The organism is Halococcus dombrowskii, assembly GCF_022870485.1.
Lineage (GTDB): Archaea > Halobacteriota > Halobacteria > Halobacteriales > Halococcaceae > Halococcus > Halococcus morrhuae.
This window is the reverse complement of sequence record NZ_CP095005.1, coordinates 105337-129345: the sequence shown is the minus strand read 5'-3', so window position 1 is coordinate 129345 and position 24009 is coordinate 105337. Positions and strand designations below refer to the sequence as shown.

Below are 24009 nucleotides of genomic sequence, written 5' to 3'. Positions count from 1 at the left end.
CTCAGTCCGCTCCTACCCGTTCGCTCTCGGGTCGTTCGTCCGCGGGCAGCGAACGAACCAGCCCGATCCCGAACTGGAGGGCGGCCAGCCCGACGCCCAGAACGAGCAACTGGAGAGCGAGCCGCAATCCCGGCGCGAGCGGGAGCCAGAACCCCACGCCGCACAGCGCCGCGAGCGAGACGACGACCGTCCACGCGCCGCTCCACGGGTCGTAGCCCGCCGTCCGTCCGCTCCCCAGCGGCACGACCGAGCGGTGTTCGAGCGTGAGTCCGGTTGCGATGGCGTAGACCCCGGCGAGCGTCGCCGCCAGCGCCGCGTCGGCGACGAGCCAGCCGTAGGTCGCACAGCCGATCGCGAGACCGATACAGCCGCCGATGGCCCACGAGCGCCGCTGCATGGCGCTCGTTTCGATATGCTGACGCATAGGGTTTGCCCTCAGAACAGTCCGAACACGCCCAGCACGGCGTACAGCAGGTCGCCGTAGACGAGCGCGAGACAGAGCCCGACGAACAGCGGGACGAGAAACGGGATGGCGGGCGTCACCCAGAGGCGCTCGCGGCGCACGAGCGCGTCGAGTGCCGCGCGCAGGCGCGCCGGCGTCGTTCCGTACGCACTGCCCTCGACGGCATCGAGAAACGCCGCCGCGCCCCACGGGTCGGCGCGCTCGCCGCCGTCCGTGAGCGGTTCGACGGCCCCGTCGCCCGGCGTGGGTCGCTCCGCCGGGAGGCTCGCCGGGTCGCGCGAGCGATCGGGGCTCGCCCGGAGCGTTTCGAGCGTCGTCTCTCGCCAACGGAGATACATCCGCAGTGCGTCGAGATCAAGCCCCGCTTCGAGCCCGTTCGCGCGCGCGAGGAGTCGTCCGTGCGTCGACGGCAGCTCGCGCCAGCGGACGGGGCGGCCGAGAAACGCGACTAGACCCACGTGTCCGGCGAGCGCATTGCGGGCGAACAGGACGAACGGCACCGCTCCCCCGACGAGTGCCGCGTTCGTCAGCACCGTCAGCGAGAAGACGCCGCTGGTTTCGGCGAGCGGCATCACCAGCGAATCGAACGGTCGATAGATCGGTACGAACGGAAAGAGCAGACAGAGCGTCGCGAGCGCCTTCGCGTCGGCACCGCCGAACGCACCGACGCGCCAGAAGAGGACGCCGAGCGGGGCGACGACGCCGAGACTGATGACGAGCCGGAGCACGACCATCCCGATATCGCCCGACGCCGCACCGTGGAGAACGTTCGCAACGTCCCACACCAGCAGCGCCGCCCCGAGCACGAGCAGCGGCAGCCACGTCCGATTGGGGACGCGGCGCGTCCGAACGTCGCGGACGGCCGCCCAGCCGAACAGCGGGAGCGAGAGCAGGCGCAGCAGATCCGGGAGCGCGTTCACGACACAGAGCCTCGGGGATGGGACAAAAACGCTTCGCCCGTTTCGGTCGGAACGGCCGCGATGTCCGATCAGGCGAGGAACACGTGTCGGGGCCGGTCGGCGAGCACTTCGCGGCCGAAGGAGACCGTCTCGCGGAACTCGTCGCTGCGGAAGAAGGCCATCGCGTCCTCGCGCGAGCGCCACCGGCTGGCGATGAACATGTCGTTCTCGTTCTCGCGGTTGACCAGCAGGTCGGTCTCGCCGTGACCGTCCATCTCCGCGAGGAGCCCTCCGACCGTATCGAAGCGCTCGACGAACGCCTCCCGCTGGTCGGGTTTGGTCGTGTAGAACATCCCCATCGTGCCGAACCCCTCGTCGCCGTCGCCGCGACCGCGCGCGACGATGCCCGGGAGATCGGAGAGGAAGCCGCCGGCGGTCTCGGCCGCGCTCGCGGTGTCCCAGATGCTGACGACCGCCGACTCCCCGCCATCGGGGTTACCGTAGACGGCCGTTTTCACGTGGGTATCGTAGTGCTCGAAGTTGCCACGCAGTCCGGAGACGTCGTCGGCGAGTTCGTCGGGATCGGCCTCGGAGTAGAGCACCATCGCGTGGACGTCCTCACCGTGGGGCTGGCCCGCGTAGATTCCCTCCTCGTCGAGCACGTCGCGGACCGTCTCGCTTTCGTCTTCACCCTCACTCGTTTCGTCTCCGTGATCGCCGTGGTGACGCCCCTCGCCGTGGCTCGTGCCCGCACCGGCATGGGGATGATCGTCGCCGGTCGGGACCGGTTCGCCGGCGAGCACCGCGCCGAGGTCTTCGGGCGGGAACCGGCGACCGAACCGGAACCGCCCGAACTCGCCGAAGCGCGAGCTCGACGGGTCGAAGCGCATCTCGTAGAGCAGTTTCTTGATCTGTGCGGGGTCGTCGGCGAACAGCGTCACGCCCCACTCGTAGTCGTCGAGGCCGACGGAGCCGGTGATGATCTGCGTGACCTTGCCAGCGTAGTCGCGCCCGATGTCGCCGTGGCCGCTCATCAGGTCGGCGCGCTCGTCGAAGGGGAGGTCGTACCAGTTGTTCTCGGGCCCGCGGCGCTTGTCCATCGGATAGAAGGAGACGTACTCGCTGTCGGGAATGTCGGGTTCGAGCCGGGATTCGATGTAGTTGGCCATCCCCGTGTCCTCGACCTCCTCGCCCTCGAAATACTCCTGTGACATGTAGCCCGACACTTCGGTCACGGAGAGATAGGAGTCGGTCTGCTCGGTGAACCCGGCGAAGGCCGTCTGCTCGAAGCGCCGTTCGGCGGTGTCGAGGTCGGCGATCGACGGTCGGAGATGGAGGACCATGAGATCGGCCTCGTGGCCGAGAACGCTGAAGACGGCCGATCCGCCGGCGTCGGCGTCCGCGAGCGCCTCGTGATCGCGGAGATAGTCGACGCCCTCCTCGATGGCGCGCTCGCGCTCGCGTTCGGGGGCCGCCCGCCAGCCGTCCCAGTCGACGGTCCGGAAGTCGTGGAGTACGTACCAGCCCTCTTCGGTTTGGGGTGGCTCTCGTCGGCTCATACACGGAATTTGGGCGAGTTGAACAAGGGTCTTGCGCGTTCGGCACGAGCCCGGTAGCTTCGACGGCGACGCCGGACACGAGAAGCGGTCGTGTCGTTGACTCTCCCTGCATGCGAAAGCAGACACTATTACATGCCGTGCTCGCTATACGCACGTGAGTCGATCCTCCCGCATCTCTGAACCATGAACTGCCCCATATCGAACATACCAGTGGGTGAGTCGGACACGTCGGCGATCGTCCCCACCCAATCGATCGTACCGACCCGGAGGGACTCGTGAACGGGCGATCCCTGCAGCGCTGTTTCGTGGCGACGATCGTGGTCTGTAGCCTGGCGTTCGGCGGCTGCCTCACCCTCGATCCGACCGTCACGGCCGACACGAACGGTTCGGCGGTCTTCGAGCGGATCGCACCGAGCGAATCGTGGTCGAGCCAGCGGGTTCGAGCGAAAGCGACCCTCACCGCCTCGCCGTCGGCGGGCAACGTCTCGACGATCACCGTCGTCTCGGCGAGCGGGACGAGCTTTTCGACGGCACCGATCGATCCCGGCCAGACGAGCGTCTCACTCGAACTGCCCGCAAACGAGACCGCGATGCTCGTCGCCAGCGATGCGGTCAACGGCACTACGATCGAGAAGTTGAACGTGACGACCGGGGGAAACGAACTGCTATGAACGTCTGCTCGACACAGTTGGTTTCACCTGGAGCGTGGAGGAATCGCCGATGAGTGATTCGACGACCGATGCCGACAGCGTCACGCGACCGGCCGACACGATGCGCGAACGCGTCGGCGAGAGCCGGGCGAAGATCTGGTTTCTCATCACGGCGAACCGCTGGTTCGTCACGGTGGTCTTCCTACTGCTAGCGTACGTGACTCTCGTCGTCCTCCACGTGTTCGGGCCGAGTTCGGTCCGCAAACTCGTCACGACGAGCGCCGTGACGTCGCTGTTCTCGTCGGTCATCATCGCGCTCATCACGAGCATCACCCTCGTGCTCTCGATCTCGCAGTTCGTGCTCTCCGAGGAGATCGACACGCTCGGCACACAGCGCGAACAGATGCGAAGCGTGACCGAGTTCCGCAGCGACGTCGAGGAGCGGACGGGAATCATGGCGAGTCCGGCCGAACCGTCCCGGTTCCTGCGGGTCCTCATCGAATCGGCCGATCAGCGCGCACGCCGTCTCAGGGAGACGGTCACCGACGGCAACGACGAGCTCCAGGAGATCGCGAGCTACGCCGACGGGCTGCTTGACCACAGCCAATCCGTGACGGACGAGCTGAAGGGTACCGATTTCGGCTCGTTCGACGTCCTGTTGCCCGTGATCAACTACAACTACTCCTGGAAGATCCACGCGGCGCGCAACCTCCGGGCGAAATACGCCGATTCGCTCTCCGAAGAGGCCGACGAGAGCTTCGACGAGCTCATCGAGGCGCTGCGATTTTTCGGTCCGGCGCGCGAGCACTTCAAGACGCTCTACGTCCAGTGGGAGATCATCAACATCTCGCGGGGCGTCCTCTACGGCGCGATGCCGGCGCTGGCGATCGCCGCGTACATGATGCTCTCCTTCGACGCCGCGCGACTGTTCGGCACCACCGTGTTCGGCATCGACGCTGCCTTCCTGTTCACCAGTGCGATGTACGTGTTCACCCTCTCGCCGTTCGCCGTGGTGCTCGCCTACGTCATGCGCGTGCTCACGGTGATCAAACGGACGCTGGCGATCGGCCCGTTTGTGCTCCGGGAGACCGACCAGCTCGAATCGGCACGCTACGACGAACTCTCCGAGGTCAAAGAGGGGGACAAATGATCCGACGACGGCCGAACGAGGGTGTCGGGTGACGTGACCGAGGACGACACCACCGACGAGGAAAGCTCGCCCGAACCGACCCTCGCCGCCCGCCAGATCTTGGGTCGCGAGCTCGAAAACGCGCTCAAACAGATCCGTCGTCCGGCGAGCGGCCTGTTCGTCTCGGCGATCGCGGCGGGGCTCAACGTGAGCTTCGGGGCCTTGCTGATGGGGATGGCGCTGACGTTCTCGGGCGGGTTCGAGTCGTCGTTCGTGACGCGGTTCGTCCTCGCGAACGTCTCGACGGTCGGGTTCGTCATCGTCATCATCGGCCAGACGGAGCTGTTCACCGCCCACACGACCCTCGGCGTGCTGCCCGTCATCGACCGTCGCGCCTCGATCACCGAACTCGGCGAACTGTGGGGTGTGGTTCTCGTCGGCAACCTCATCGGCTGTGCGGTGTTCGCCGGCTTCATCGCCGTTGCCGGGCCGCCGCTGGGGATCGTCACGCCCGCGGCGGCCGGGATGCTCGCCGACGCGTTGCTGCCGCTGTCGTGGTGGGCGATCCTTCTGAGTGGCGTCATCGCAGGCTGGCTGATGGGGCTGGCGACGTGGCTCGTTGCCGCTGGCCGCGACACCATCGGTCAAGTCGTTCTGATCTGGATGATCACCGGCGTCATCGGGTTCGGGCCGTTCCACCACGCACTTCTCGGCACGACGGAGTTGCTCTCGGCGATGTTCCGGGGGCAGGGTATTTCGATCGCCCAGTTCGTTCACTTCCTGCTCTGGACCACGGTCGGCAACGCCGTCGGCGGGACGGTGTTCGTCGCGCTGCTCAACTACGGCCAGGCGATCAAGGCCGGCGAACCCGGCGACGTCGACGTCGATCCCGAGAGCCTCGGCAAATCGTGACGGGATAGCGACAAATAGGGCTCGCGACGATTGCGGAATCCGTATATGGCTGCGCTTGAGATCCATCGAATAGCTCGATGCGGCTCATACAGGTTCGTGTCAGGGACGAGTCACGCGATAGCGTGCTCGATACGCTCGATGACGCGGACGCCGATTACGTCATCGCCGACGAGGCGGCGGGTAACGACGCCTCCATCGTCTACTTCCCGACGCCTGCAGGTGCGGTCGAGGAGATGCTCGGCCGACTCTCGGAGGCGGGTCTCGCCGACGACGCGTTCACGATCGTCACCGACGTCGAGACCGCCACGACGCCACATTTCGACGAGCTGGAAGGGCGCTACACGCAGGGTCCCGAGGACGAGATCGGGCTGTCGCATGCCGAACTCCGGACGAAGGCACAGGAGCTCACGCCCGAGACGACGATGTTCGTCGTTTTTGCCGCGCTGAGTGCGATCCTCGCTACTGCAGGACTCCTGCTCAACTCCGCCATCGTCATCGTCGGCGCGATGGTGGTCGCACCGTTCGCCGGTTCCTCGCTGTCGGCGAGCGTCGGATTGGTGAGCGACGACGGACAGTCGACGGCCAACAGCCTCCGATCACAGTTCCTCGGGCTCGTCGTCGCCACCATCAGCGCCACCGTCGCGGCTGCCGTCTTCCGATGGGGCCATCTCGTGCCGTCGACGCTCGCCGTCGGTCGGATCACACAGGTCGGATCGTTCACGACGCCGACGCTGCTGACGCTCACCATCGCGGTCGTCGCCGGGGCTGCGGGCGCGCTCGCGCTCTCGACCGATCTCCCGGTGACGATCGCCGGCGTCGCGGTCGCCGCGGCGGTCGTGCCGGCCACTGCTGCGGTGGGGATCGGCGTCGTCTGGGCCGAGCCGCTGCTGGCGCTCGGTGCGCTCGCGTTGCTGCTGGTCAACGTCGTGTTCATCAATCTCTCGGCGCTCGTCGCCCTCCTCGGCTTCGGCTACCGGCCATCCGAGGTCAGCAGCCTTCGGGAGTGGCTCTCGTTCTCACCACGACGGATCGTTTCGGTGCTGGTGGCCATCGGCCTCGCCGTCCTCGTGGTTGCAATGCTGTTCGGCACCTACCAGTATTTCCTGTTCGATCAGGCGGTCAACCGGAACGTCGACGAAGTGCTCGACGATCCCGACTACTCGAACCTCGAACTCGCGTCCGCCTCGGCCGAGTTCGGTGCCGCGGGCCTGCTCGGTGAGGAGGGCTCCGTCACCGTCGTCGCCGCACGCACCACCGGCGAGCCCTACCCCCGGCTCTCCGAACGACTCAGACGGCATATCGCCGCCGAGACGAACAGAGACGTCTCCGTCGAGGTGCGGTTCGTCGAATACCAGCGGGCTGGATCGGGGTAGGGACGGTGCGAATGCTCGTTCCGGAATTCGTGATGGAATACCAAGAGTGAAGCGTCGTCGTCGGTGACGAGGCGACGAGCGATGGCAGACAACGCGGAGACGTCCGGAACTGTTTCGTTCGACGAGCGAACCGAGGATCGCACACCGATCGACCCCGACTCCAACTATCGACTCGGGACGATCGCCGTGCTCGCCGCGATCATCGGGCTTCTGGCCGGCATCATCGCGTTTCTCATCTACCACTTCATCGGCTTGCTGACGAACCTCTTCTTCTATCGACGGATCGCCTTCGAGTTCGTCACGCCGCCGAACAACGGACTGCCGATCTGGATCGTACTGATCCCGGCGATCGGTGGGCTGATCGTCGGACTGCTGGCGAAATACGGGACGCCACGGATCCGCGGTCACGGTATCCCCGAGGCGATGGAGGCGGTCTGGGACAACGACAGCGAGGTCGAGCCCCGCGTCATGCTGCTGAAGCCGATCTCGGCCGCCATCGCCATCGGGACGGGCGCGCCGTTCGGCGTCGAGGGCCCCATCATCCAGACCGGTGGGACGATGGGATCGGTCATCGGGCAGTACATCCCCACGACGGTGGCCGAGCGAAAGGTGCTGTTGGCCTGCGGCGCGGCGGCAGGGATGGCCGCGACGTTCAACACGCCGATCGCGGGCGTGCTGATCGCCATCGAACTGCTGCTGTTCGAGTTCCGGATGCGATCGTTCGTCCCGCTGAGCGTCGCCAGCGTCATCGCGACTGCGGTTCGTCGCCAGCTCCTCGGCACGGAGCCACTCCTCCGGATCGGCGACCTGAGCTACCAGCTGCTCCCGAACCTGCCGTTTTTGCTGGTGCTCGGCGTCATCCTGGGACTGGCGACCGTCGCCTTCAAGCGCGGCTATTTCGCGGTCGAGGACCTGTTCCATCGATTCCCGGTCGGAAACGTACTCCTGCCGGCGATCGGCGGGCTCATCCTCGGGGTGATGGGGCTGTTCGTCCCGCGCGTGCTCGGCGTCGGCTACGAAGTCACGAGCGAGATCCTCCAGAACGAGCTTCCCATCGGGCTGCTCCTGTTGGTCGTGATCGGGAAGGCGATCGGCGTCTCCGTGACGCTCGGGACGCGCACGTCGGGTGGCTTTCTCGCGCCGATGTTCGTCATCGGGGCCGGCATCGGCGGCGCGTTCGCGATCGTGGTGAACGCGCTCGTCCCCGGCGTGACGTTACCGGTCGGGCTGTTCGCGCTCACCGGTCTGGGAACCCTGTTCGGCGTCGCCGGCGGCGCGACGTTCGCGCTCGTACTCTTTACCGTGGAGGTGACCCAGCAGTTCGCAGCCATTCTGCCGGTGTTTCTCGTCGCCGTCGTCGCCGACGGCGTGGCCTCGATCTATCTCCGCAACTCCCTGATGACCGAGGAGCTCACTCGGCGCGGGATCGACATCTATCAGGAGTACGAGGTCGACCCGCTGAAGCGCTTCACCGTCGCCGAGATCATGGACGAGCGACCGGTGACGATCCGCCCCGAGGTGACCGTTGCCGAGCTGGTGAACGAACTCACTAGCGACGAGCCATCCGTCGCCCGTTTCACCCCCGAGACCGACGGTGACCAGCCGGATGCTCTCGACGAACCGGGCGAGTCGGGGACGACGCCCGAACGGACCACCGAACTGACGCTTCACGAGGGGCTCCCGATCGTCGATCCCGAGGCGGGTCTCGTGGGGATCGTCACCTATGGCGACCTGCTTCGGGCGAGTGCCAACGACGGCGCGGAGATCACCGTCGCCGAGGCCGGCACGACCGATCTCGTCGCCGGCCACCCGGACGAACAGCTGTTCGAGGCCGCCGTCCGGATGTCCTCGAACGATCTCGAACAGCTCCCGATCGTCGACCGTGACAGCGGTGATCTCCTCGGGCTGGTCGACTCGCAAAACCTGATGACGTCGGCGATGCGACAGCTTGAAGACGAGCAGGTCCGCGAGACGGGAAAGCTCGATTTCGGTCGTGGCCCACTGTAACCCGTTTCGACCCCCTGTTTTTCGTGGCTCCGTGCCGTAGGAAGCGCCATGTACGACGAGATCCTCGTCCCGACCGACGGAAGCGAGGCGGTCGAGACGGCGATCGAGCACGCGTTCGATCTCGCCGCCACGTACGACGCGACGGTCCACGCGCTGTACGTCGTCGACGACACCTATGGCGGGGCCGGGCTGATGGGCGTCGATGCCCAAGACACCGTTTCGGAGCTGCGAACGATGGGCGAGGAGGCGGTCGACACCATCGCAACGCGCGGCGAGGATCGTGGACTCACCGTCGAAACCGCGGTCAATGAGGGGCTTCCCCACGAGGGGATCCTCGACTACGCCGACGACAACGGGATCGATCTCCTCGTGATGAGTTCGCGCGGCCGGTCGGGCGTGAGCCGGTTCGTCTTCGGGAGCGTCACCGAACGGGTCGTGCGTCTGAGCGATCGGCCGGTCCTCGTCGTTTCGCGAGACGTGACCGACGAATAGAACCGGTAAACGGCCGTCTTATCCGTCATGAGATCCAACGCCGGACATGGCTCGGTATCCGCTCGGTGGCGGGGTCGGCACCTATCTCGGTTTTCATCTCTTCGTCCTTGGGCTCCTGTCGTTCGTCACCGGCCAGCCGTTTCTGATCCCGAGCCTCGGGCCGTCGCTGTTCCTCCTCGGAACGCTGCCCGACGACGAGATGAACTATCCACGCCGGATCATCGGTGGCCAGTTCATCGGCGCGGTGGCCGGTTTCGTCGCCTTCCATCTGATCGTCGGCGGCATCGATCCGGCGGCGAGCCCGGCGCTCTCGCTCGAAGTGTTCAGGCAGGTGGTGTCGAGTTTCGTCGCCGCCCTCCTCTCGACGTTCGGCATGTATCTCGCCGACGTCCAGCATCCGCCGGCGTACGCGACGACGCTCATCGTTTCGCTCGGCTATCTCACCTCCCCGCGGGGCGTCGGCGTGTTCATGCTGGCGGTGTTGATCATGGTCGGTCTCCACGAGCACATCGGCAAACGCGGGCCGATCTGGAATCTCCCTTACCAGCAGGACGAGTAAGCGCCGATCGAATCCACGACGCTCAGGTTCCCTCGCTGCCCACGCGCACCGTCAGGACCGAGGGATTCGACCGCCGGACGACCTTCTCGGTCACGCTACCGAGGAGCTGTCGGTCGAGCCCGCTGCGGCCGCGGGTCCCCATGACGACGAGATCGCAGTGCTCGTCGGCGTACTCCAGGATCTCCTCGTGTGGCGTGCCCTGTCGAACGACCTCGGTAACGTCCCCGACGCCCGCCTGCGTCGCCCGTTCGCCGATCTCCGCTACCGTCTTCTCGCCCTCCGCTTCGGCCTCCTCGAAGCGCTCGTCACCACCGCGGACGTTCAGCGGCCCGGCCGTCTCGTCGACGACGAAGAGCACGTGCAGCGTCGCGTCGTTGGTGGTCGTGATCTCGAACGCCTCGTTTTCGGCGTCCATCGCCGCTTCGCTCCCGTCGGTCGGCAACAGTACGTGATCGTACATGATCGCGCTCGTCAGTCCGGGGTGAAAACGTTGGCGGCGATATCAGCCCGACAGCAGCGACGGGCCGAAGATCATCAACATGAGCGCCGCGAGCATCGTCAGGCTCACCGCGGTCGTCACCGCGCCGGTGAGCGATCGCCGACTGCCGATGGGGAGCCGCGAGACGACCGCCTCGGTGCTCGTCCGGAGGATGTGTCCGCCGTCGAGCGGGAAGGTCGGGACGCAGTTGAAGAAGCCGAGGTTGAGGTTGATCCAGCCGACCCAGAACAGTACGTTCGCCAGCACGAACACGCCGCCGCCGAGGAAGCCGAGCGGGCCGGTCGCGGTGTAGAAGTCGACGTTCGCGCCGACGAAGCCGGCGAAGTTGTAGCTCACGCCGGGTGCGGCGACGCTCGCGAACGGGAGTGTGAGTAGGACGATGACGCTGGTGAGCGCCGACCCGCCGGCTCCACCCTCGCCGCCGAGCGCCGCGAGAAAGCCGGCGGCCGGATAGGCGTCGATGCCGAAGTCGTCGACGGCGATCCCGGTGGCCCCCGACTGGAGCCCCGTCACGCCGACCAGCCCGCTGCCGGTCTGTGTGTTCTCGCCGAGCGTGACGCGCTGGGTCGTGCGCTCGCCCCCGACGAACGCCTCGACGCGCACCGTCTCACCGGGGTTCGTTTGCGAGAGCATGTCGGACAGCGCGGACGTGTTCGGGGTGCGTTCGCCGGCAAATCGTGTGACGACGACCGGCTCGCCGCCCTCACCGGTCGCGTTTGCCAGCGGGCCGTCGGGCGTGATCTGGCTCGCGTACGCACCCATCGGCGCGGTCGTCGTGGAGCCGTTTTCGGTCCGCAGCGTCGCCACGGAGCGGTTTTCGAGCGCCGCGGTGAATCCGCTCTCGGTGTGCGTGGGCGAGCCGTTGATCGCCGTGATCGTCGCACCCGTACCGAGCCCCGTCGGTCCGTCCTTGATGGCGCTGGTGACGACCAGCGAGCGCTCGACGGTCGTCGTGGTGCCGTTCGATAGCGAGACCGGGACGGTGCGGTTCGCGTCGACGAGCGCACGGTCGAGATCGCTCGCGTTCGTCACGTTCTGGCCCGCGACGCCCGTGATGACGCTTCCCTCGCCGATGCCTGCATCGGCGGCCGGCGTGCCCGGTAGCGCCCCGCCGACGTGGACGCCCGGGACGACGCCGATCGAGCCGACGACCGGGCCAAAGAGGAGCGCGAAGGCGATGACGGTGATGGCGAAGTTGTTGGTGACGCCGGCGGCGAACATCCGCGTCTGTGGACCCCGCTCGGCGTTGCGCTGTTCCTCCTCGTCGGGTTCGACGAACGCGCCCATCGGGATCAGCGTGATCAGCGCGAGCCCCATCGAGGAGATGCTGATGTCTTCGACCCGACAGAGCAGACCGTGGCCGCCCTCGTGGACGACCAGCCCGACGAGCAGTCCGAGAACGATCTCCGGGGCGACCGAGAGCGGGAGGAACTGGTTGACCCCGGGGATGACCAGCGCGTCCTGTGGCTCGGTGATGATCGTCGAGGAGGGCCGGTTGAGGATCGTGACGGCGCTGAAGATGACGAGGACGAACGAGCCGACCATCACGACGAGCGTGATGCCGAGGCCGACGTTCGCCCACGCCCGCCAGAACCGTTTCGGGCGTGCGAGCCAGTCGAGGACGGCCTTTCCACGCTCCGTATGCAGTGTCGTGATTGGTCCCGAAACCCGGGCCCAGTCGGGGAGAAATCCCCGCGCCGATAGCGCCGTCGCCACGACGCTGTAGAGAAGCACTCCCGAGAGAACCCACAGCAACGTGCTCGCCATTGGCACTTTTCCGTGATGAGCAGTCATGAGGGTTTGGTTTGTTGGTACTGTATAGAATCGTTATATTGGCCAGATGGCCACCAACCAGCTGAATCCTCCCTGATTTCACTTTCACTATACTACGACCACGCTTATATCACATGGGATATTGGAAATAGCAAATACATGATCCCCAACGATAGGCTTGAAATTCATTTTCTCAATGTTGATCATGGAGACTGTTCGATAATACGCCATCCGGGGGATGAGCACAGAAGCAAGGGGAGAATAAGTTTCGTTGATATCAATGATTGGAAAGATAAGCAATCGGAAGATTACGCTGAAGGAATCGCTGGTTTGGAAGAATCCATGTCTGACCTGAAAGCAAAACAATCCGGCCAACATCGCTTTTCATCCAAGGGACAGATTAGTGAGGATGAGTACGCCGAAAAGTATCTTGATAATCCGGTTGAATATTTCCAATCCGAGGTGTCTGAGATGAACCAGAATATTTGGAGGTTCATATGTACCCATCCCGATATGGACCATATCTCTGGATTGGATCGTCTATGTACCAAGGAGTCAATTAGCGTCTTCTGGGACATCAATCATAACAAGGACTTGAGCGATAGAGGATATTGGCCACCAAAATATGATAAGGTAGACTGGGATCAATACTCAGATATTCGTAGCGGCAATACCTCTCATCAGTATCTCCAACCGAATAGAAACAGCCAAAAACAATATTGGGAAAATGATAATATTGAGATCCTCCATCCATCTACTCCTTTCATCAACGAACTGAATGACGAATACGCAGATGTTGACGAACCAAAATACAATGACGGAAGCTACGTTTTGAAATCAAACACTCGGGCGGGAGCGATTCTACTGCCAGGTGACGTAGAAAAAGAAGCATGGGATGAACTGCTTGATTATTGGGGCGATGAGATGTTTGAGGATGTTCGTATCCTAAAAGCGTCTCATCATGGACGAAAATCTGGTTTTCACGAAGAAGCGGTCTCTACGATGGATCCAGAATACGTAATCGTTAGTGTTGGCACGAAACCAACGACAGATGCTCACCAAGACTATTATCGCACTTGTAGTGATGATACGAAGATATGGTCCACCCGGCAATATGGAACAATCTCGTTTACGATAGGAAATAGAGGGGCAGTAATACCTTCACGGGCTGAACCAGATGGTATATTTGATTTGCCTGGTGCATAATCCTATCCTGCTTTTTGACTATTATTTGCTGTAGTAATTTGATTATTGTACATGTCCAAGAACACATATTTAACGAAAATTTTGTCAAAGTGGCTCTTTCGAGATGAGAAAATACCGATACCTATGCAAGCAAAAACCGCCACTAATCGATCGACTAGACATTCCCTGAACAAGGGTGACGACATATATTTGGTAATCAAGTCTGATTGTGTAGACAAAATAGACCCAACACAGGCTGTCTGTGGTACGTAACCGATCAAAGTTAACATAATCTTAAGCATGGCCAATCCAAGTGTGAGATAGCTTGCTATCCAAATACTTCGATAAAGTGAATGAAGCGCTTGAAACCGGAGCGCTCGGTTAGTTGGTGCTGTCTCCAAATAACTCAAAACGAGCTTCATCAACTTTCCATCATCTTCGAAGCTATCGGGCAGCTTAAATTTTCGCCGACACATGGGAAGAAATGATCTTTCCACATGCGTGATTGTGATCGGCGAATCTTGTTCGTTAGAGCTGCGGATCGCACTAAGTGTCTCTCCAAATGTTGTGGGATCATCTTTCCAGCTACCTCCTGCCTGTAGTATCAAACCAGAGACATATGATACTATAACGAAACCACCGATCGAGATACTGCTGGTTAAATCAACTCCTGCAGAAATCTCTGGAAAGAGTATTATAACTACTGTTGGGATTAGGGTTCCCGGTAGTAGATTGGCAAGAATGTCATAGAGGCTCAGAACGCGAAAACTTCTTGAGATTACCATTGTCGCTTTTGTATGTGTGACATATTCCTAATATCTGTTGTATACCATACGGTTTTGCTTGTCTGCTCAGTCTCTAAGGCATCTGATTGGAATCTCTGCCATTTTTGCGCCGTAACCGCTCAACGACGAATTCACGGTCGAGCTCCGCGAGAAACGGCCCGAGCTTCGGCCCCTGATCGGTGTCGAAAAAGAGCCGGTAGCCGGCGGTAAAGAGGTCACCGGGATCGAGGTCGTGCTCGCGGGCGGTCTCGAAGATCTCGCTTTGGATCGCCTCGCCGTCGTGGCCCGCCTCGACGACGTCAGCCAGTTCGTCGAGCGCTTGCCTCGTATCGCCGCCGAACGATACGTCGGGGAGATCGGTCGCGAGGCGGTAGTTGTAGGCGTTGTCTGTGCGTTCGGCCCACGTCCGGGCGTATTCGACGCGTCCGAGGGCCGCCTCGACCGCACTCTCCGAGGCATCTTCGGGGATGTGCTCCTGGCGACGCGCCATCTTCTCGCGGAGCTCGCTGTCGTCGGTCATGCCGAGCACCGCGGCGAAGGTGTAGGGGAGGCGGATCGGTCGATCGCTCGCCGATTCGACGATCATCGGGTAGGCCGTCCCGGCTTCGTCCATCGTTTCGTCCTCCCGTGCGTGCTCGTCGAAGTACGTCCGCTCGAAGCGATCGAACTCGTCGACCAGCTGGTCGGCGCGCTCGATGGAGAAATCCCGCGCCCGGCTCGGGTCCTTCGTGAAGAAGTAGCGGAGCACCTCGGGTTCGAGGAACTCCAAGACGTCTTGGACCATGATGACGTGGCCGGCCGACGACGAGAACGGTTCGCCGTCGAGCGTGAACCACTCGTAGGCCATCGGCACCGGCGGGCTGTCGTCGAGGACGGTACGGGTGATGTCCGCGCCGCTCGGCCACGAGCCCTCGGCGTGGTCCTTGCCGAACGGCTCGAAATCGACGTCGAGCACCTGCCACTGGGCGGGCCACTCGAAGCGCCACGGGAGCTTTCCCTCGCGGAAGGTGGCGGTGCCCTCGTGGCCACAGCCCTCGATCGTTTGCTCGCCGGCCTCGACGTCGGTACAGACGTAGTCGACGGTGCCGGCGTCGAGATCCACGCTCCGGACGGCGTCCGTCTCGGTGACGTGGCCACACTCGGCGCAGATCGGGCGGAAGGGGATGTAGTCGTCGTCGACCTTCTCTTGATACTGTCCGAGTACGTTCCGTGCCTGTTCGCGGTGTTCGAGCAGGTGGCGAATCACGTCGTCGAATGCACCGGCTTCGTAGCGCTCGGTGTTCGAGACGGTTTCGACGGGGACATCGAGCAATTCGGCACTTCGCTCGATCAGGTTCGAGAAATGTGCGCCGTAGGAGTCACAGCAGCCGAAGGGATCGGGGATCGCGGTGTAGGGCTTGCCGAGGTTGCGGCCGAGCGCGCCGGCGTCGACCTCACCGAGGCCGACGACGTTGCCGTCGAGATCGGCGAGTTTTCGGGGCACCTTCCGGAGCGGATCGCGGTCGTCGGCGGTGAAGATCTGTCGGACCGTCCGCCCGCGCTCGCGCAGTGCCTCGGCGACGAAGTAGCCGCGTGCGATCTCGTTCATGTTGCCGAGATGGGGCACGCCCGACGGCGAGATGCCGCCCTTGATGACGATCGGGTCGCCGGGGTCGCGCTCTTCGATCGCGTCGGCGACGGATTCGGCCCAGAAATCACGTGACTGCGAGCCGGCGAGAATATACGGGTCGTCATTGACATCCTCCACACGACTGAAGTCGTGGGATTCCCCGCGCTCGGGGTCGGTCACGCTGACCACCCCGACAGAGGCAACTTCCGGACACTGCTGCGCGATGTCCGTACCGGGTTCGTGCGCTCTGCTTCGGGGCGATGAGCGAATGGTGACGCCAACCCATCAGGGTTCCCCCGCTCGCATCGCACGGGCCGTGCCATCGGCCTTGTTCGCTGCCCTGCGATGGCAGCGAGGCCCAATCGGGCAAGGTTGCTTTTTGTTGATGGAGACCCCAACCCAACTCCAATTTTCCCGTTTGAGTCTATACTCAGGGACGACCCCGGAGGGGCTAACTCTTGCGGTTCTGGCGATTGTGGCAGTTCTCGATGCGGTCTATCGCTCGGACCTACGGCTGAAGCCGTGGACTTCCGCTTACTCTCAGTCATTCATCGCCCAGTAGGTCGGTTCGTCGCTCTCGGCGGGCACGATGTCGGTGCCGTCGTGCTCGCCGGTGTTGACGACGTGCCCGATGCGATCGGGGTCGGTGCCGTCGAGAACCACAGTTCTAACGCCCGAGCGTTCGATGATCTTCGCCGCGAGCAGGTCCACCGGTGCGGAGGAGCCGGCGGTCATCTCGATGTCGGCGATCACGTCGACGAGCTCGCCGGCCGAGAGGCGATCGAAGCGCTGTGCATCGGGGTTTTCGTCGGGGTCGGCATCGAAGACGCCGGGGACGCTCGTCGCATACACGAGGAGGTCGGCGTTGACGTATTCGGCGAGCGCCGCGCTCACGGCGTCGGTCGTCTGTCCGGGCGTGACACCGCCCATGACGGCGATCTCGCCGCGACGGAGCGCCGCTCCCGCGGTCTCGTAATCACGCGCCGGGCGGGTCGCCGCTCGTTCGGACAGCGCCGCGATGAGCAGCCGTGCGTTGAGACGGGTCGTGTCGACGCCGAGCTGGTCGAGTTCGATCTCGTTGGCACCGAGCTCGCGGGCAGTGTGGATGTACTTTCGTGCAACTGTGCCGCCGCCGACGACCGCCCCCACGGTATGGCCCTCCTCGGCGAGTCCCTCGATGACGGTGGCGTGTGCGCCCACGCGTTCGGAGTCTCTGGGCGCGAGCACGCTCCCGCCGAGAGAAACGATGATTTTCATTGTCGGCGGTTGCCCGGACGCACTCTTAAGCGTTGTCAACACCGGCGAAGGGTACAAACGAGCGCCAGCCGTTGCCACTCGTATGAAAGCCATCGCCGTCGTCGGTCCCTCAGATACCGGGAAGACGACGCTCATCGAACGCCTGGCCGACCGACTGGACGGCAGCGTCGCCACGATCAAACACCTCGATCACGCACCGACCATCGACACCGAAGGCAAGGACACCGCCCGCCACCGTGCGGCCGGCGCGCGCGTCACCTACGGTCTGAGCGACGACAGCTGGTTTGCCACCGGCGAGGAGCGCTCGCTGTCCGATCTCCTCGACGATCTCGTGCCCGATCACGACTACGCACTCGTCGAGGGGTTTTCGAGCCACGGACTGCCGGCCGTCGTTCTCGGCGAGCGCGAGCACGCCGGCCCGGAGTTCGTGACAGCCACCGACGCCGACGAGATCGATCTCGATGCGCTCTGTACGGCGATCGACGACCGCGAACCGCGCGTGACGCTTGAATCGCTCGTCCAGGAACTAAAGGAATCGCCGCAGGCCGACCGTGCGGGTGCGATCGCCACCTTCACTGGGCGCGTGCGCGTGAAGAATGCTCCCGACGACGATCCGACCGAGGCACTCGAATTCGAGACCTATCGCGAGGTCGCCGACGAGCGACTGCACGCCATCGAAACCGAACTCGAAGCACGCGACGGCGTCCACGAGGTGCTCACTCACCATCGAGTCGGGCGGATCGAGGCCGGCGAGGACATCGTCTTCGTCGTCGTGCTCGCGGGCCACCGCCGCGAGGCGTTCGCGACCGTCGAGGACGGTATCGACCGGCTCAAAGACGAGGTCCCGATATTCAAGAAGGAACGCACGAGCGACGAGCAGTTCTGGGTCCACGACCGCGCGTGAGCGATCCGTCCCCGCATCGGGAGATAATTACAATACAAGAAAAGTAGAAATTACGATTCGGTGCGTAACGTTCTCCTCCGCCGACAGGCGATCCTATTTGTCGATCGATGGGCTCTGCACGCCCGATAAAACGTCTAAAGGGTTTTGGAAGCATCGTGAAACGTCGTCGACGACACCATCGAGAGTGAAGTGCACCGAATTCATCCGAAGCATCTGTCGGCTATAATACATGGGGATCGCATGACCGAGTGAGGTCACAATGAGTACGACTCAGCCCGCCGGTGTCGACGCGACCACCAAAGAGCAACGTCTGAAGGCATATCTCGAACGCAACGCGGCCGACGGCGAGCTCTACTTCAAGAGCAAGTTCATCGCCGACGAGGTCGGTCTCTCGCCGAAGGAGATCGGTGCGCTGATGCACAAACTCGCCGACTCGGCAGGCGATTTGGAGATCGAGCCGTGGTCGTACACCAGCGCGACGACCTGGCGCGTCGCGCCGGCCTGACGTCGGCGCTCGCTGGCCTCTCGTCGCCCTGCCCCTGACGAATCGCTCCCCGCTGGCGCTCTCGTCCGAAACGGTCTGTACGTTTATCCCCGTTCGACGCGTATCCATGTCGATGGCTGACAGCGACCCGCCGGCCAACGGGCCGCCGGCCGAGGCGTTCGCCGGACTCTTTCGCGTGACCGAGACGGACGTGGACGGCGGCCAGCTCCGGTATTACGGCGAGCCGCTGGTCGACGGCCGCCGGCTCGAACGACGTCTCTGGCCGCTGTTTCGCGATCAGGGCTACGAAGTCAGATTGACGAGTGAATCCAACTCGGAAAAAGACCCGTTCACCGGTATCGAAATCGATCGAACGAGACACGTCCTCGTCGCCACGCCGCACTCGACCGGCATCGACGGGATCCCGTGGACGAACGTCGCCTTCGCGCTGCTCACCGTGCTCTCGACGCTCGTCGCCGGCGCGCGCTGGTACGGCACCATCGACACCGTCGGCGACGCCTTCCTCGATCCAATGGCCGTCCTCGCCGGCTGGCCGTTCGCGCTCGCGGTGCTCTCGATCCTCGGCGTGCACGAACTCGGCCACTACGCCCTGAGCCGATATCACGGCGTCGACGCGAGCCTGCCCTACTTCATCCCGCTGCCCAACGTCATCGGTACGATGGGCGCGGTCATCAGCATGCGCGGGCGGATGCCGTCGCGCAAGACCCTCTTCGATATCGGCGTTGCCGGCCCGTTGGCCGGGCTCGTCGTTGCCTGCATCGTCACGCTCGTCGGCCTCGGTCTTCCACCGGTCCCCACACCGGCCATCCCGATCGAGTTCAACTACCCCCTGCTCGTGCAATGGCTCGCCGACCTCACCGGCCAGCCGATCGACTATCCCGCCGGCATGTCGGTCAACCCGGTCGTCTTCGCCGGCTGGGTCGGCATGTTCGTCACCTTTCTCAACCTGATCCCCGTCGGCCAGCTCGACGGCGGCCATCTCGTCCGCGCGATGGTCGGCGAGCGCCAAGCGACCGTCGGCGCGCTCGTTCCCGCCGCGCTGTTCGGGCTCGCGGCCTACCTCTACTACGTCCAACAGGCCGCGTTCAACGCCGTCTTCCTCTGGGTGTTCTGGGGCGTGTTCACGATGGCCTTTGCCTACGCCGGCCCCGCGACGCCGATCTACGACGACGCGCTCGATACGAAACGCGTCCTCTTGGGGTTCGTCACCTTCGGGCTGGGGATCCTCTGTTTCACGCCCGTCCCGTTCGAGCTTGCGCTTTAGAATCTCCTTTCTGTCGAACAGTAGCAACCGGATCACCGCTTCGTTGAACGGCGCGACGTACCGCACACTACAGGACTAGCGTCGGGATACTTGTCGAACGATGCTATGAGTGATACTGCAGCGGTAGATCATCGACGGCCGGGGCAACGAGATCCGCCCGGTCGTACGAAACGACGACAGCACGCATACGAACAACGCTACAATGGCGACAAACGATACCGTAATACGAACCGAGGGATTGACCAAGCAGTTCGGCGAGACCATTGCCATCAGCGACATCGATCTCACGATCACCGAAAACGAGATATTCGGGCTACTCGGTCCGAACGGTGCCGGCAAGTCGACCGTCGTCGATATTCTGCTCGATCATCTGCAGCCATCCATCGGTACCGCGACGGTGCTCGGTCATGATTCCCGGATCGAGGCACAGACACTTCACGAGCGTATCGGCATTCTGGGGGACGACTACACTCACCACTCCGGAATGTCCGGAATCGAACATATCGAGTTCGCCATCGCCTCGAAGGACGCCGACGAGTCCCCGGATGCGATACTCGATCGGGTGGGTATCGGCTCCGAAGACGCTGCTCGACCGGCCGGTGAATACTCCTCGGCAATGGCTCAGCGTCTCGCGCTCGGGATGGCACTCGTCGGCGATCCCGACCTGCTCGTCCTCGATGAGCCGTTCAGCGAGCTCGAACCAACCGGTGTCGAAGAGGCACACGATATCGTCCGTGAAGAGCTCAATCATGGCACAACGGTGGTTCTCACCACACACCGTCTCGACCAAGCCGAGGCGCTCTGTGATCGAATCGGTTTGATGAAGGATGGACGAGTGCTAATGGTTGTAACCCCTGCTACCCTCCGTGATACGATACGCACGAACCCAAGTCTGGCGTGGTGGCGGGATCACACGGTGTAGTTCGACTCTACTGCGTGTTTCGACTCGACTCGACGAGACGGTTCTCAGGGCCGCTGTGCCGTGTCCTCCATGGAGTCGAAGAGCGTGCTCAGGAGCTTGTGTTGTGCCCGCCGGAAGTGTCTGTTGAGCGTCGGTGCGGCGATCCCCATGCTCTCGGCGACCTCCGTGGCGGTGCTCTCGCGTGGCCACTCGAAGTAGCCGGCATGGTAGGCGGTTTCGAGTGCCTCGCGCTGGCGATCGGTGAGTTTCTCGATCGGCCCGCCGGGGACGTCGAACTCCACGGCCGACCGATCCCGCTCACGCTGAGCGAGCAACGTCGCGGTCGGAGCGACGTCGCGGATGCGATCGACCAGGTTCCGGACGGCCGCGTCCTGCGGTGCTTCGACGACAAGTCGGCCGGTCCCTGCGTCCACGTCGGCGGAACCGAGTTTGACGCCGGCCTCCGTGAGAGTTCCCAACAACGTCGATTCGGCGAACCGATACTCCAACAGCCCTTCATCGCCGCCGTCACGCACGACTCGGACGTGTTCGAGCTCATCGAGCCCCGTGGCCGCCTCGCACACCGCTTCGGGCGACGCTCCCTGGACGCCGACATAGAGCAGCCAACCGCCGGATTTGGTGGCGACGTACCCCGATACCGAGAGCTCACACTCGAAGCGCTCGGAGTGGCGAATCAGGAACTGGTCCGAGTCGGTGATCCGAAACTCGAGTTCGAGCACCGCGTCGGCGAACAGCAGCCGTCGGGTTTCGATGGCATGGATCGCGAACCCGACGGCTTCGCCGAGCAGTTCGAACGCGCGCTGTTCACGCTGGCTGAAGCCCAATGGCCGCGTGGTGTACACCGCTAGACACCCATACGTCGCCACCCCGTGAAGCAGCGGGATCGCGGCGGCCGACTGGATATCGCGGTCGAGTGCGGCCTCGCGCCACGGCTCGAACGCGGGATCCGTGCGGATGTTCTGACTGACCTGCACGTCCCCCGTCCGGAGCGCTCGACCGCTGGGACCCTGCCCCGTTTCCGTCCCGTCAGCCGTGACGGTGATCGCTTCGACGTAGCCATCGTCGATGCCAGCGCTCGCCCGGGCAACGAGCTGGTCTCCATCGGCTTCGGGCTCGCCGATCCACGCGAACTGGTACAGCTCCGAGGCGGCCAGTCGATCGCAGACGGTGTGCTCGATCTGCTCGCGCGTCGATCGCCCGAGCAGCTCCCGGGTGATCTCTAGCAGGAGGTCGTTGATGCGGTTGAGCGTCTCGAGTTCGTCGCGTTGCTGTTCGAGCTCCCGTTCCTGTCGTCGCCGCTCGGAGATATCGGTGGCCATCAGGATCGCTCCGTCGAACTCGTCGTCCCGATACAGCGGAACGGTTCGCCCGGTGAAGTACGCCTCCTGGTCGTAGATCGACTCGAACGGGAACTCGAACTCGACGGTCTCGCCGTCCTGCAGCCGCGTGAACCGCTCCGCCTGGCCGGTCTCGACGACCGATGGGAGCTCGTGGAACGGCACCCCGATCGCATCCGACGACGACATCTCGTCAGGGAGCCCGATGATCTCCTCCGCACGCGGGTTCTCGTACGCGATCCGGAGCTCCTCGTCGAGTCGGAACATTCCGAACGGGGCGTTCTCGACCAGCTCTTCGTTGAACTGCCGGGCGGCACGGAGCTCCTGTTCGCGTTCCTTGCGTTCGGTGATATCACGGATCACGCCGACGCTGCCCCGGTATTCGCCGTCGGGTTCGGGATAGGGACGGTATCGTGCTTCGAGATAGACGATCTCCCCGTCGGGCGTCGCAACTTCCCCCTCGATCGAACCGATATCGGTGTCGCCGTTCACGACGCGCTCGCGCATCTCGTCGGCGAGGGCACGCTCGTCGTCGTGGACGAAGAACTCGATGGCGGACGTCCCGAGGAGCTCCTCGCGTGAGCGTCCGAACGTCTCGCAGAGTGCGTCGTTGACGAACGAAAACCGGAGATCGTCGTCGAGAATGTAGACCCCGTCCTTGACGGTTTCAATGATGGTCTCGTAGCGCTCGCGTTCGTGCTGTCGCCGCCGACGCTCGGAGATATCCCGAGCGATGCCGACCCGATAGCGCTCGCCGGACGGCTCGTCGATGTCGGCCACCTCCCGGAGCTCGTGAGGGATCGCCTCACCCTCGGCAGTCTCCAAATCGAGCTCCCTCGTCCGGTTGGGACGATCGTCAATCTGGATTCCCGATTCCGGGGGGCTGTTGCGATCCACTTCGGTGAGAAAATCGGACAGATCCATCCCTGCGATCTCCTCGTCGGTGTATCCGAGGCGCTCGTTCAGCCGGTCGTTCCACCGTATCATGTCGTCGTTCTCGTCGACGACGTAGAGCACGTCCTCCAGCGCGTCGATGACGGTCCGCGTGAATCGCTGCTCGTCTTCGGGCATTCCCTTCGTGTGCTCGTGTGCGCTGACGTCGTTGATGACGACCTGTGCAGCCGGTTCACCCTCGTAGGCCACGGGGGTCATCCTCAGTTCCACGGTCCGTTCGTCCTCGTCCAGACCGACCAGTCGCCCTTCGAACGGTTCGGTCGCTTCCCGCTCATCGATGACCTGCTGGAAACGTCGGTGGGCCTGTGCACGGTCGTCCTCGTGGATGAACGCTGCTGGCGTCCGACCGAGTACCGCATCGGGATCGTCAACGCCGAGGACTGTGGCAGCAGCCGGGTTGCAGTAGACGATCTTCGGTTCGGTTGTGACGATCCAAATCGGCACCGAATCGGTTGTGGACAGCCGGTGATCCCGGTCGTTGCTCCGTCGGCGACTGCGCTCTTGGTGGTCCGGTTTCGCGGCGTCACGGACGATCCAGACGACCAGTTCGTTCTCGGTCGCTCGTAGCGACAGCTCCAGCGGGATCGTTTCACCGTCACGTCGTCGGCCGACAGTTTCGCCGCGCCAGTGGCCCTCCTCGTGGACCTGCGGCAGCACCTCGCTTGCGATGCGCTTGCACTCGTCGGGATCGGAGCGGTCCTGCCACGCCGTTCCGACGAGCTCGTCGGGATCGTCGTAGCCGTACACGTCGGCGAACGGACGATTGGTGTAGACGTACTCGTCGCCGTCGAGCACACCCACCCCATCGATCGACGCAGCCCCGAACTCCCGCCAGTCGACGGGCCCGTGCGCCTGATCGCTCATAGCTACAGAAACCATGTCAACATGTATCAATCTTTTCCGCAACACTACATCGTTAGCGCCGGTGTTTTTAACGACTGGATATCAGAGCGATCTCGCAACTGCCATTCG

At 63.5% G+C, this 24009-nt stretch carries 21 protein-coding genes; 12 read left to right on the top strand and 9 right to left on the bottom strand.

Going from position 1 to position 24009, the window contains the following annotated elements; genetic code table 11:
- Window position 1: 1 nt before the first annotated feature.
- The 3 genes from MUK72_RS00660 to MUK72_RS00650 form a co-directional block, all read right to left on the bottom strand.
- A complete protein-coding gene (locus MUK72_RS00660) occupies window positions 2–397 on the bottom strand; it encodes a sterol desaturase (RefSeq protein ID WP_244702683.1) in 396 nt (131 codons plus the stop codon).
- A 38-nt stretch (window positions 398–435) separates the two neighbouring features.
- Window positions 436–1383 (bottom strand): prepilin peptidase, encoded by a 948-nt coding sequence (locus tag MUK72_RS00655; RefSeq protein WP_244702681.1) that lies wholly within the window; start codon window positions 1381–1383, stop codon window positions 436–438.
- Between the two features lie 68 nt (window positions 1384–1451).
- Entirely contained in the window at window positions 1452–2921 is a 1470-nt protein-coding gene (locus MUK72_RS00650; RefSeq protein ID WP_244702679.1) for a heme-binding protein, read from the bottom strand.
- A 275-nt stretch (window positions 2922–3196) separates the two neighbouring features.
- Between MUK72_RS00650 and MUK72_RS00645 the strand changes: the two genes are divergently transcribed.
- The 7 genes from MUK72_RS00645 to MUK72_RS00615 all read left to right on the top strand — a co-directional run bounded on the left by MUK72_RS00645 (window position 3197) and on the right by MUK72_RS00615 (window position 10043).
- On the top strand, window positions 3197–3592 hold the full coding sequence (locus MUK72_RS00645; RefSeq protein WP_244702677.1) for a hypothetical protein: 396 nt from the start codon (window positions 3197–3199) through the stop codon (window positions 3590–3592).
- Between the two features lie 49 nt (window positions 3593–3641).
- Window positions 3642–4721: a DUF7972 family membrane protein gene (locus tag MUK72_RS00640; protein WP_244702675.1), complete on the top strand. Its 1080-nt coding sequence runs from the start codon at window positions 3642–3644 to the stop codon at window positions 4719–4721.
- A 21-nt stretch (window positions 4722–4742) separates the two neighbouring features.
- On the top strand, window positions 4743–5612 hold the full coding sequence (locus tag MUK72_RS00635) for a formate/nitrite transporter family protein (RefSeq protein ID WP_244702673.1): 870 nt from the start codon (window positions 4743–4745) through the stop codon (window positions 5610–5612).
- Window positions 5613–5689: 77 nt separating this feature from the next.
- Entirely contained in the window at window positions 5690–6985 is a 1296-nt protein-coding gene (locus MUK72_RS00630; protein ID WP_244702671.1) for a TIGR00341 family protein, read from the top strand.
- Between the two features lie 81 nt (window positions 6986–7066).
- Window positions 7067–8992 carry a chloride channel protein gene (locus MUK72_RS00625; protein ID WP_244702668.1) on the top strand — a complete coding sequence of 642 codons (1926 nt, stop codon included), beginning with the start codon at window positions 7067–7069 and terminating at the stop codon, window positions 8990–8992.
- Between the two features lie 48 nt (window positions 8993–9040).
- On the top strand, window positions 9041–9484 hold the full coding sequence (locus tag MUK72_RS00620) for a universal stress protein (protein ID WP_004050919.1): 444 nt from the start codon (window positions 9041–9043) through the stop codon (window positions 9482–9484).
- A 46-nt stretch (window positions 9485–9530) separates the two neighbouring features.
- A complete protein-coding gene (locus tag MUK72_RS00615; protein ID WP_244702666.1) occupies window positions 9531–10043 on the top strand; it encodes an HPP family protein in 513 nt (170 codons plus the stop codon).
- Between the two features lie 22 nt (window positions 10044–10065).
- On the opposite strand, the gene MUK72_RS00610 is transcribed toward MUK72_RS00615, so the two are convergent.
- A complete protein-coding gene (locus MUK72_RS00610; RefSeq protein ID WP_244702664.1) occupies window positions 10066–10503 on the bottom strand; it encodes a universal stress protein in 438 nt (145 codons plus the stop codon).
- A gap of 42 nt (window positions 10504–10545) precedes the next feature.
- A complete protein-coding gene (locus MUK72_RS00605; protein ID WP_244702662.1) occupies window positions 10546–12309 on the bottom strand; it encodes a site-2 protease family protein in 1764 nt (587 codons plus the stop codon).
- A 165-nt stretch (window positions 12310–12474) separates the two neighbouring features.
- Between MUK72_RS00605 and MUK72_RS00600 the strand changes: the two genes are divergently transcribed.
- Window positions 12475–13521 (top strand): ComEC/Rec2 family competence protein, encoded by a 1047-nt coding sequence (locus tag MUK72_RS00600; RefSeq protein WP_244702660.1) that lies wholly within the window; start codon window positions 12475–12477, stop codon window positions 13519–13521.
- Window positions 13522–13523: 2 nt separating this feature from the next.
- On the opposite strand, the gene MUK72_RS00595 is transcribed toward MUK72_RS00600, so the two are convergent.
- From MUK72_RS00595 to pyrH, 3 genes are all read right to left on the bottom strand, one after another.
- Window positions 13524–14285, bottom strand: coding sequence for a hypothetical protein (locus MUK72_RS00595; protein WP_244702658.1), 762 nt, complete (start codon window positions 14283–14285; stop codon window positions 13524–13526).
- Window positions 14286–14358: 73 nt separating this feature from the next.
- Window positions 14359–16074, bottom strand: coding sequence for a lysine--tRNA ligase (lysS, locus tag MUK72_RS00590; RefSeq protein WP_425311073.1), 1716 nt, complete (start codon window positions 16072–16074; stop codon window positions 14359–14361).
- Between the two features lie 360 nt (window positions 16075–16434).
- On the bottom strand, window positions 16435–17151 hold the full coding sequence (gene pyrH / locus MUK72_RS00585; RefSeq protein ID WP_004050908.1) for a UMP kinase: 717 nt from the start codon (window positions 17149–17151) through the stop codon (window positions 16435–16437).
- An 82-nt stretch (window positions 17152–17233) separates the two neighbouring features.
- On the opposite strand from pyrH, the gene MUK72_RS00580 reads away from it, so the two are divergent.
- The 4 genes from MUK72_RS00580 (at window position 17234) to MUK72_RS00565 (ending at window position 20746) form a co-directional block, all read left to right on the top strand.
- Window positions 17234–18055: a molybdopterin synthase gene (locus tag MUK72_RS00580; protein WP_244702656.1), complete on the top strand. Its 822-nt coding sequence runs from the start codon at window positions 17234–17236 to the stop codon at window positions 18053–18055.
- Window positions 18056–18314: 259 nt separating this feature from the next.
- A complete protein-coding gene (locus tag MUK72_RS00575; RefSeq protein WP_004050904.1) occupies window positions 18315–18560 on the top strand; it encodes a DUF7123 family protein in 246 nt (81 codons plus the stop codon).
- Between the two features lie 112 nt (window positions 18561–18672).
- Window positions 18673–19824 carry a site-2 protease family protein gene (locus MUK72_RS00570; protein ID WP_244702654.1) on the top strand — a complete coding sequence of 384 codons (1152 nt, stop codon included), beginning with the start codon at window positions 18673–18675 and terminating at the stop codon, window positions 19822–19824.
- Between the two features lie 202 nt (window positions 19825–20026).
- Window positions 20027–20746, top strand: coding sequence for an ABC transporter ATP-binding protein (locus MUK72_RS00565; RefSeq protein ID WP_244702652.1), 720 nt, complete (start codon window positions 20027–20029; stop codon window positions 20744–20746).
- 44 nt (window positions 20747–20790) lie between these two features.
- Here MUK72_RS00565 and MUK72_RS00560 read toward each other — a convergent pair whose 3' ends face one another.
- A complete protein-coding gene (locus tag MUK72_RS00560) occupies window positions 20791–23901 on the bottom strand; it encodes a PAS domain S-box protein (RefSeq protein WP_244702649.1) in 3111 nt (1036 codons plus the stop codon).
- Window positions 23902–24009 lie beyond the last annotated feature (108 nt).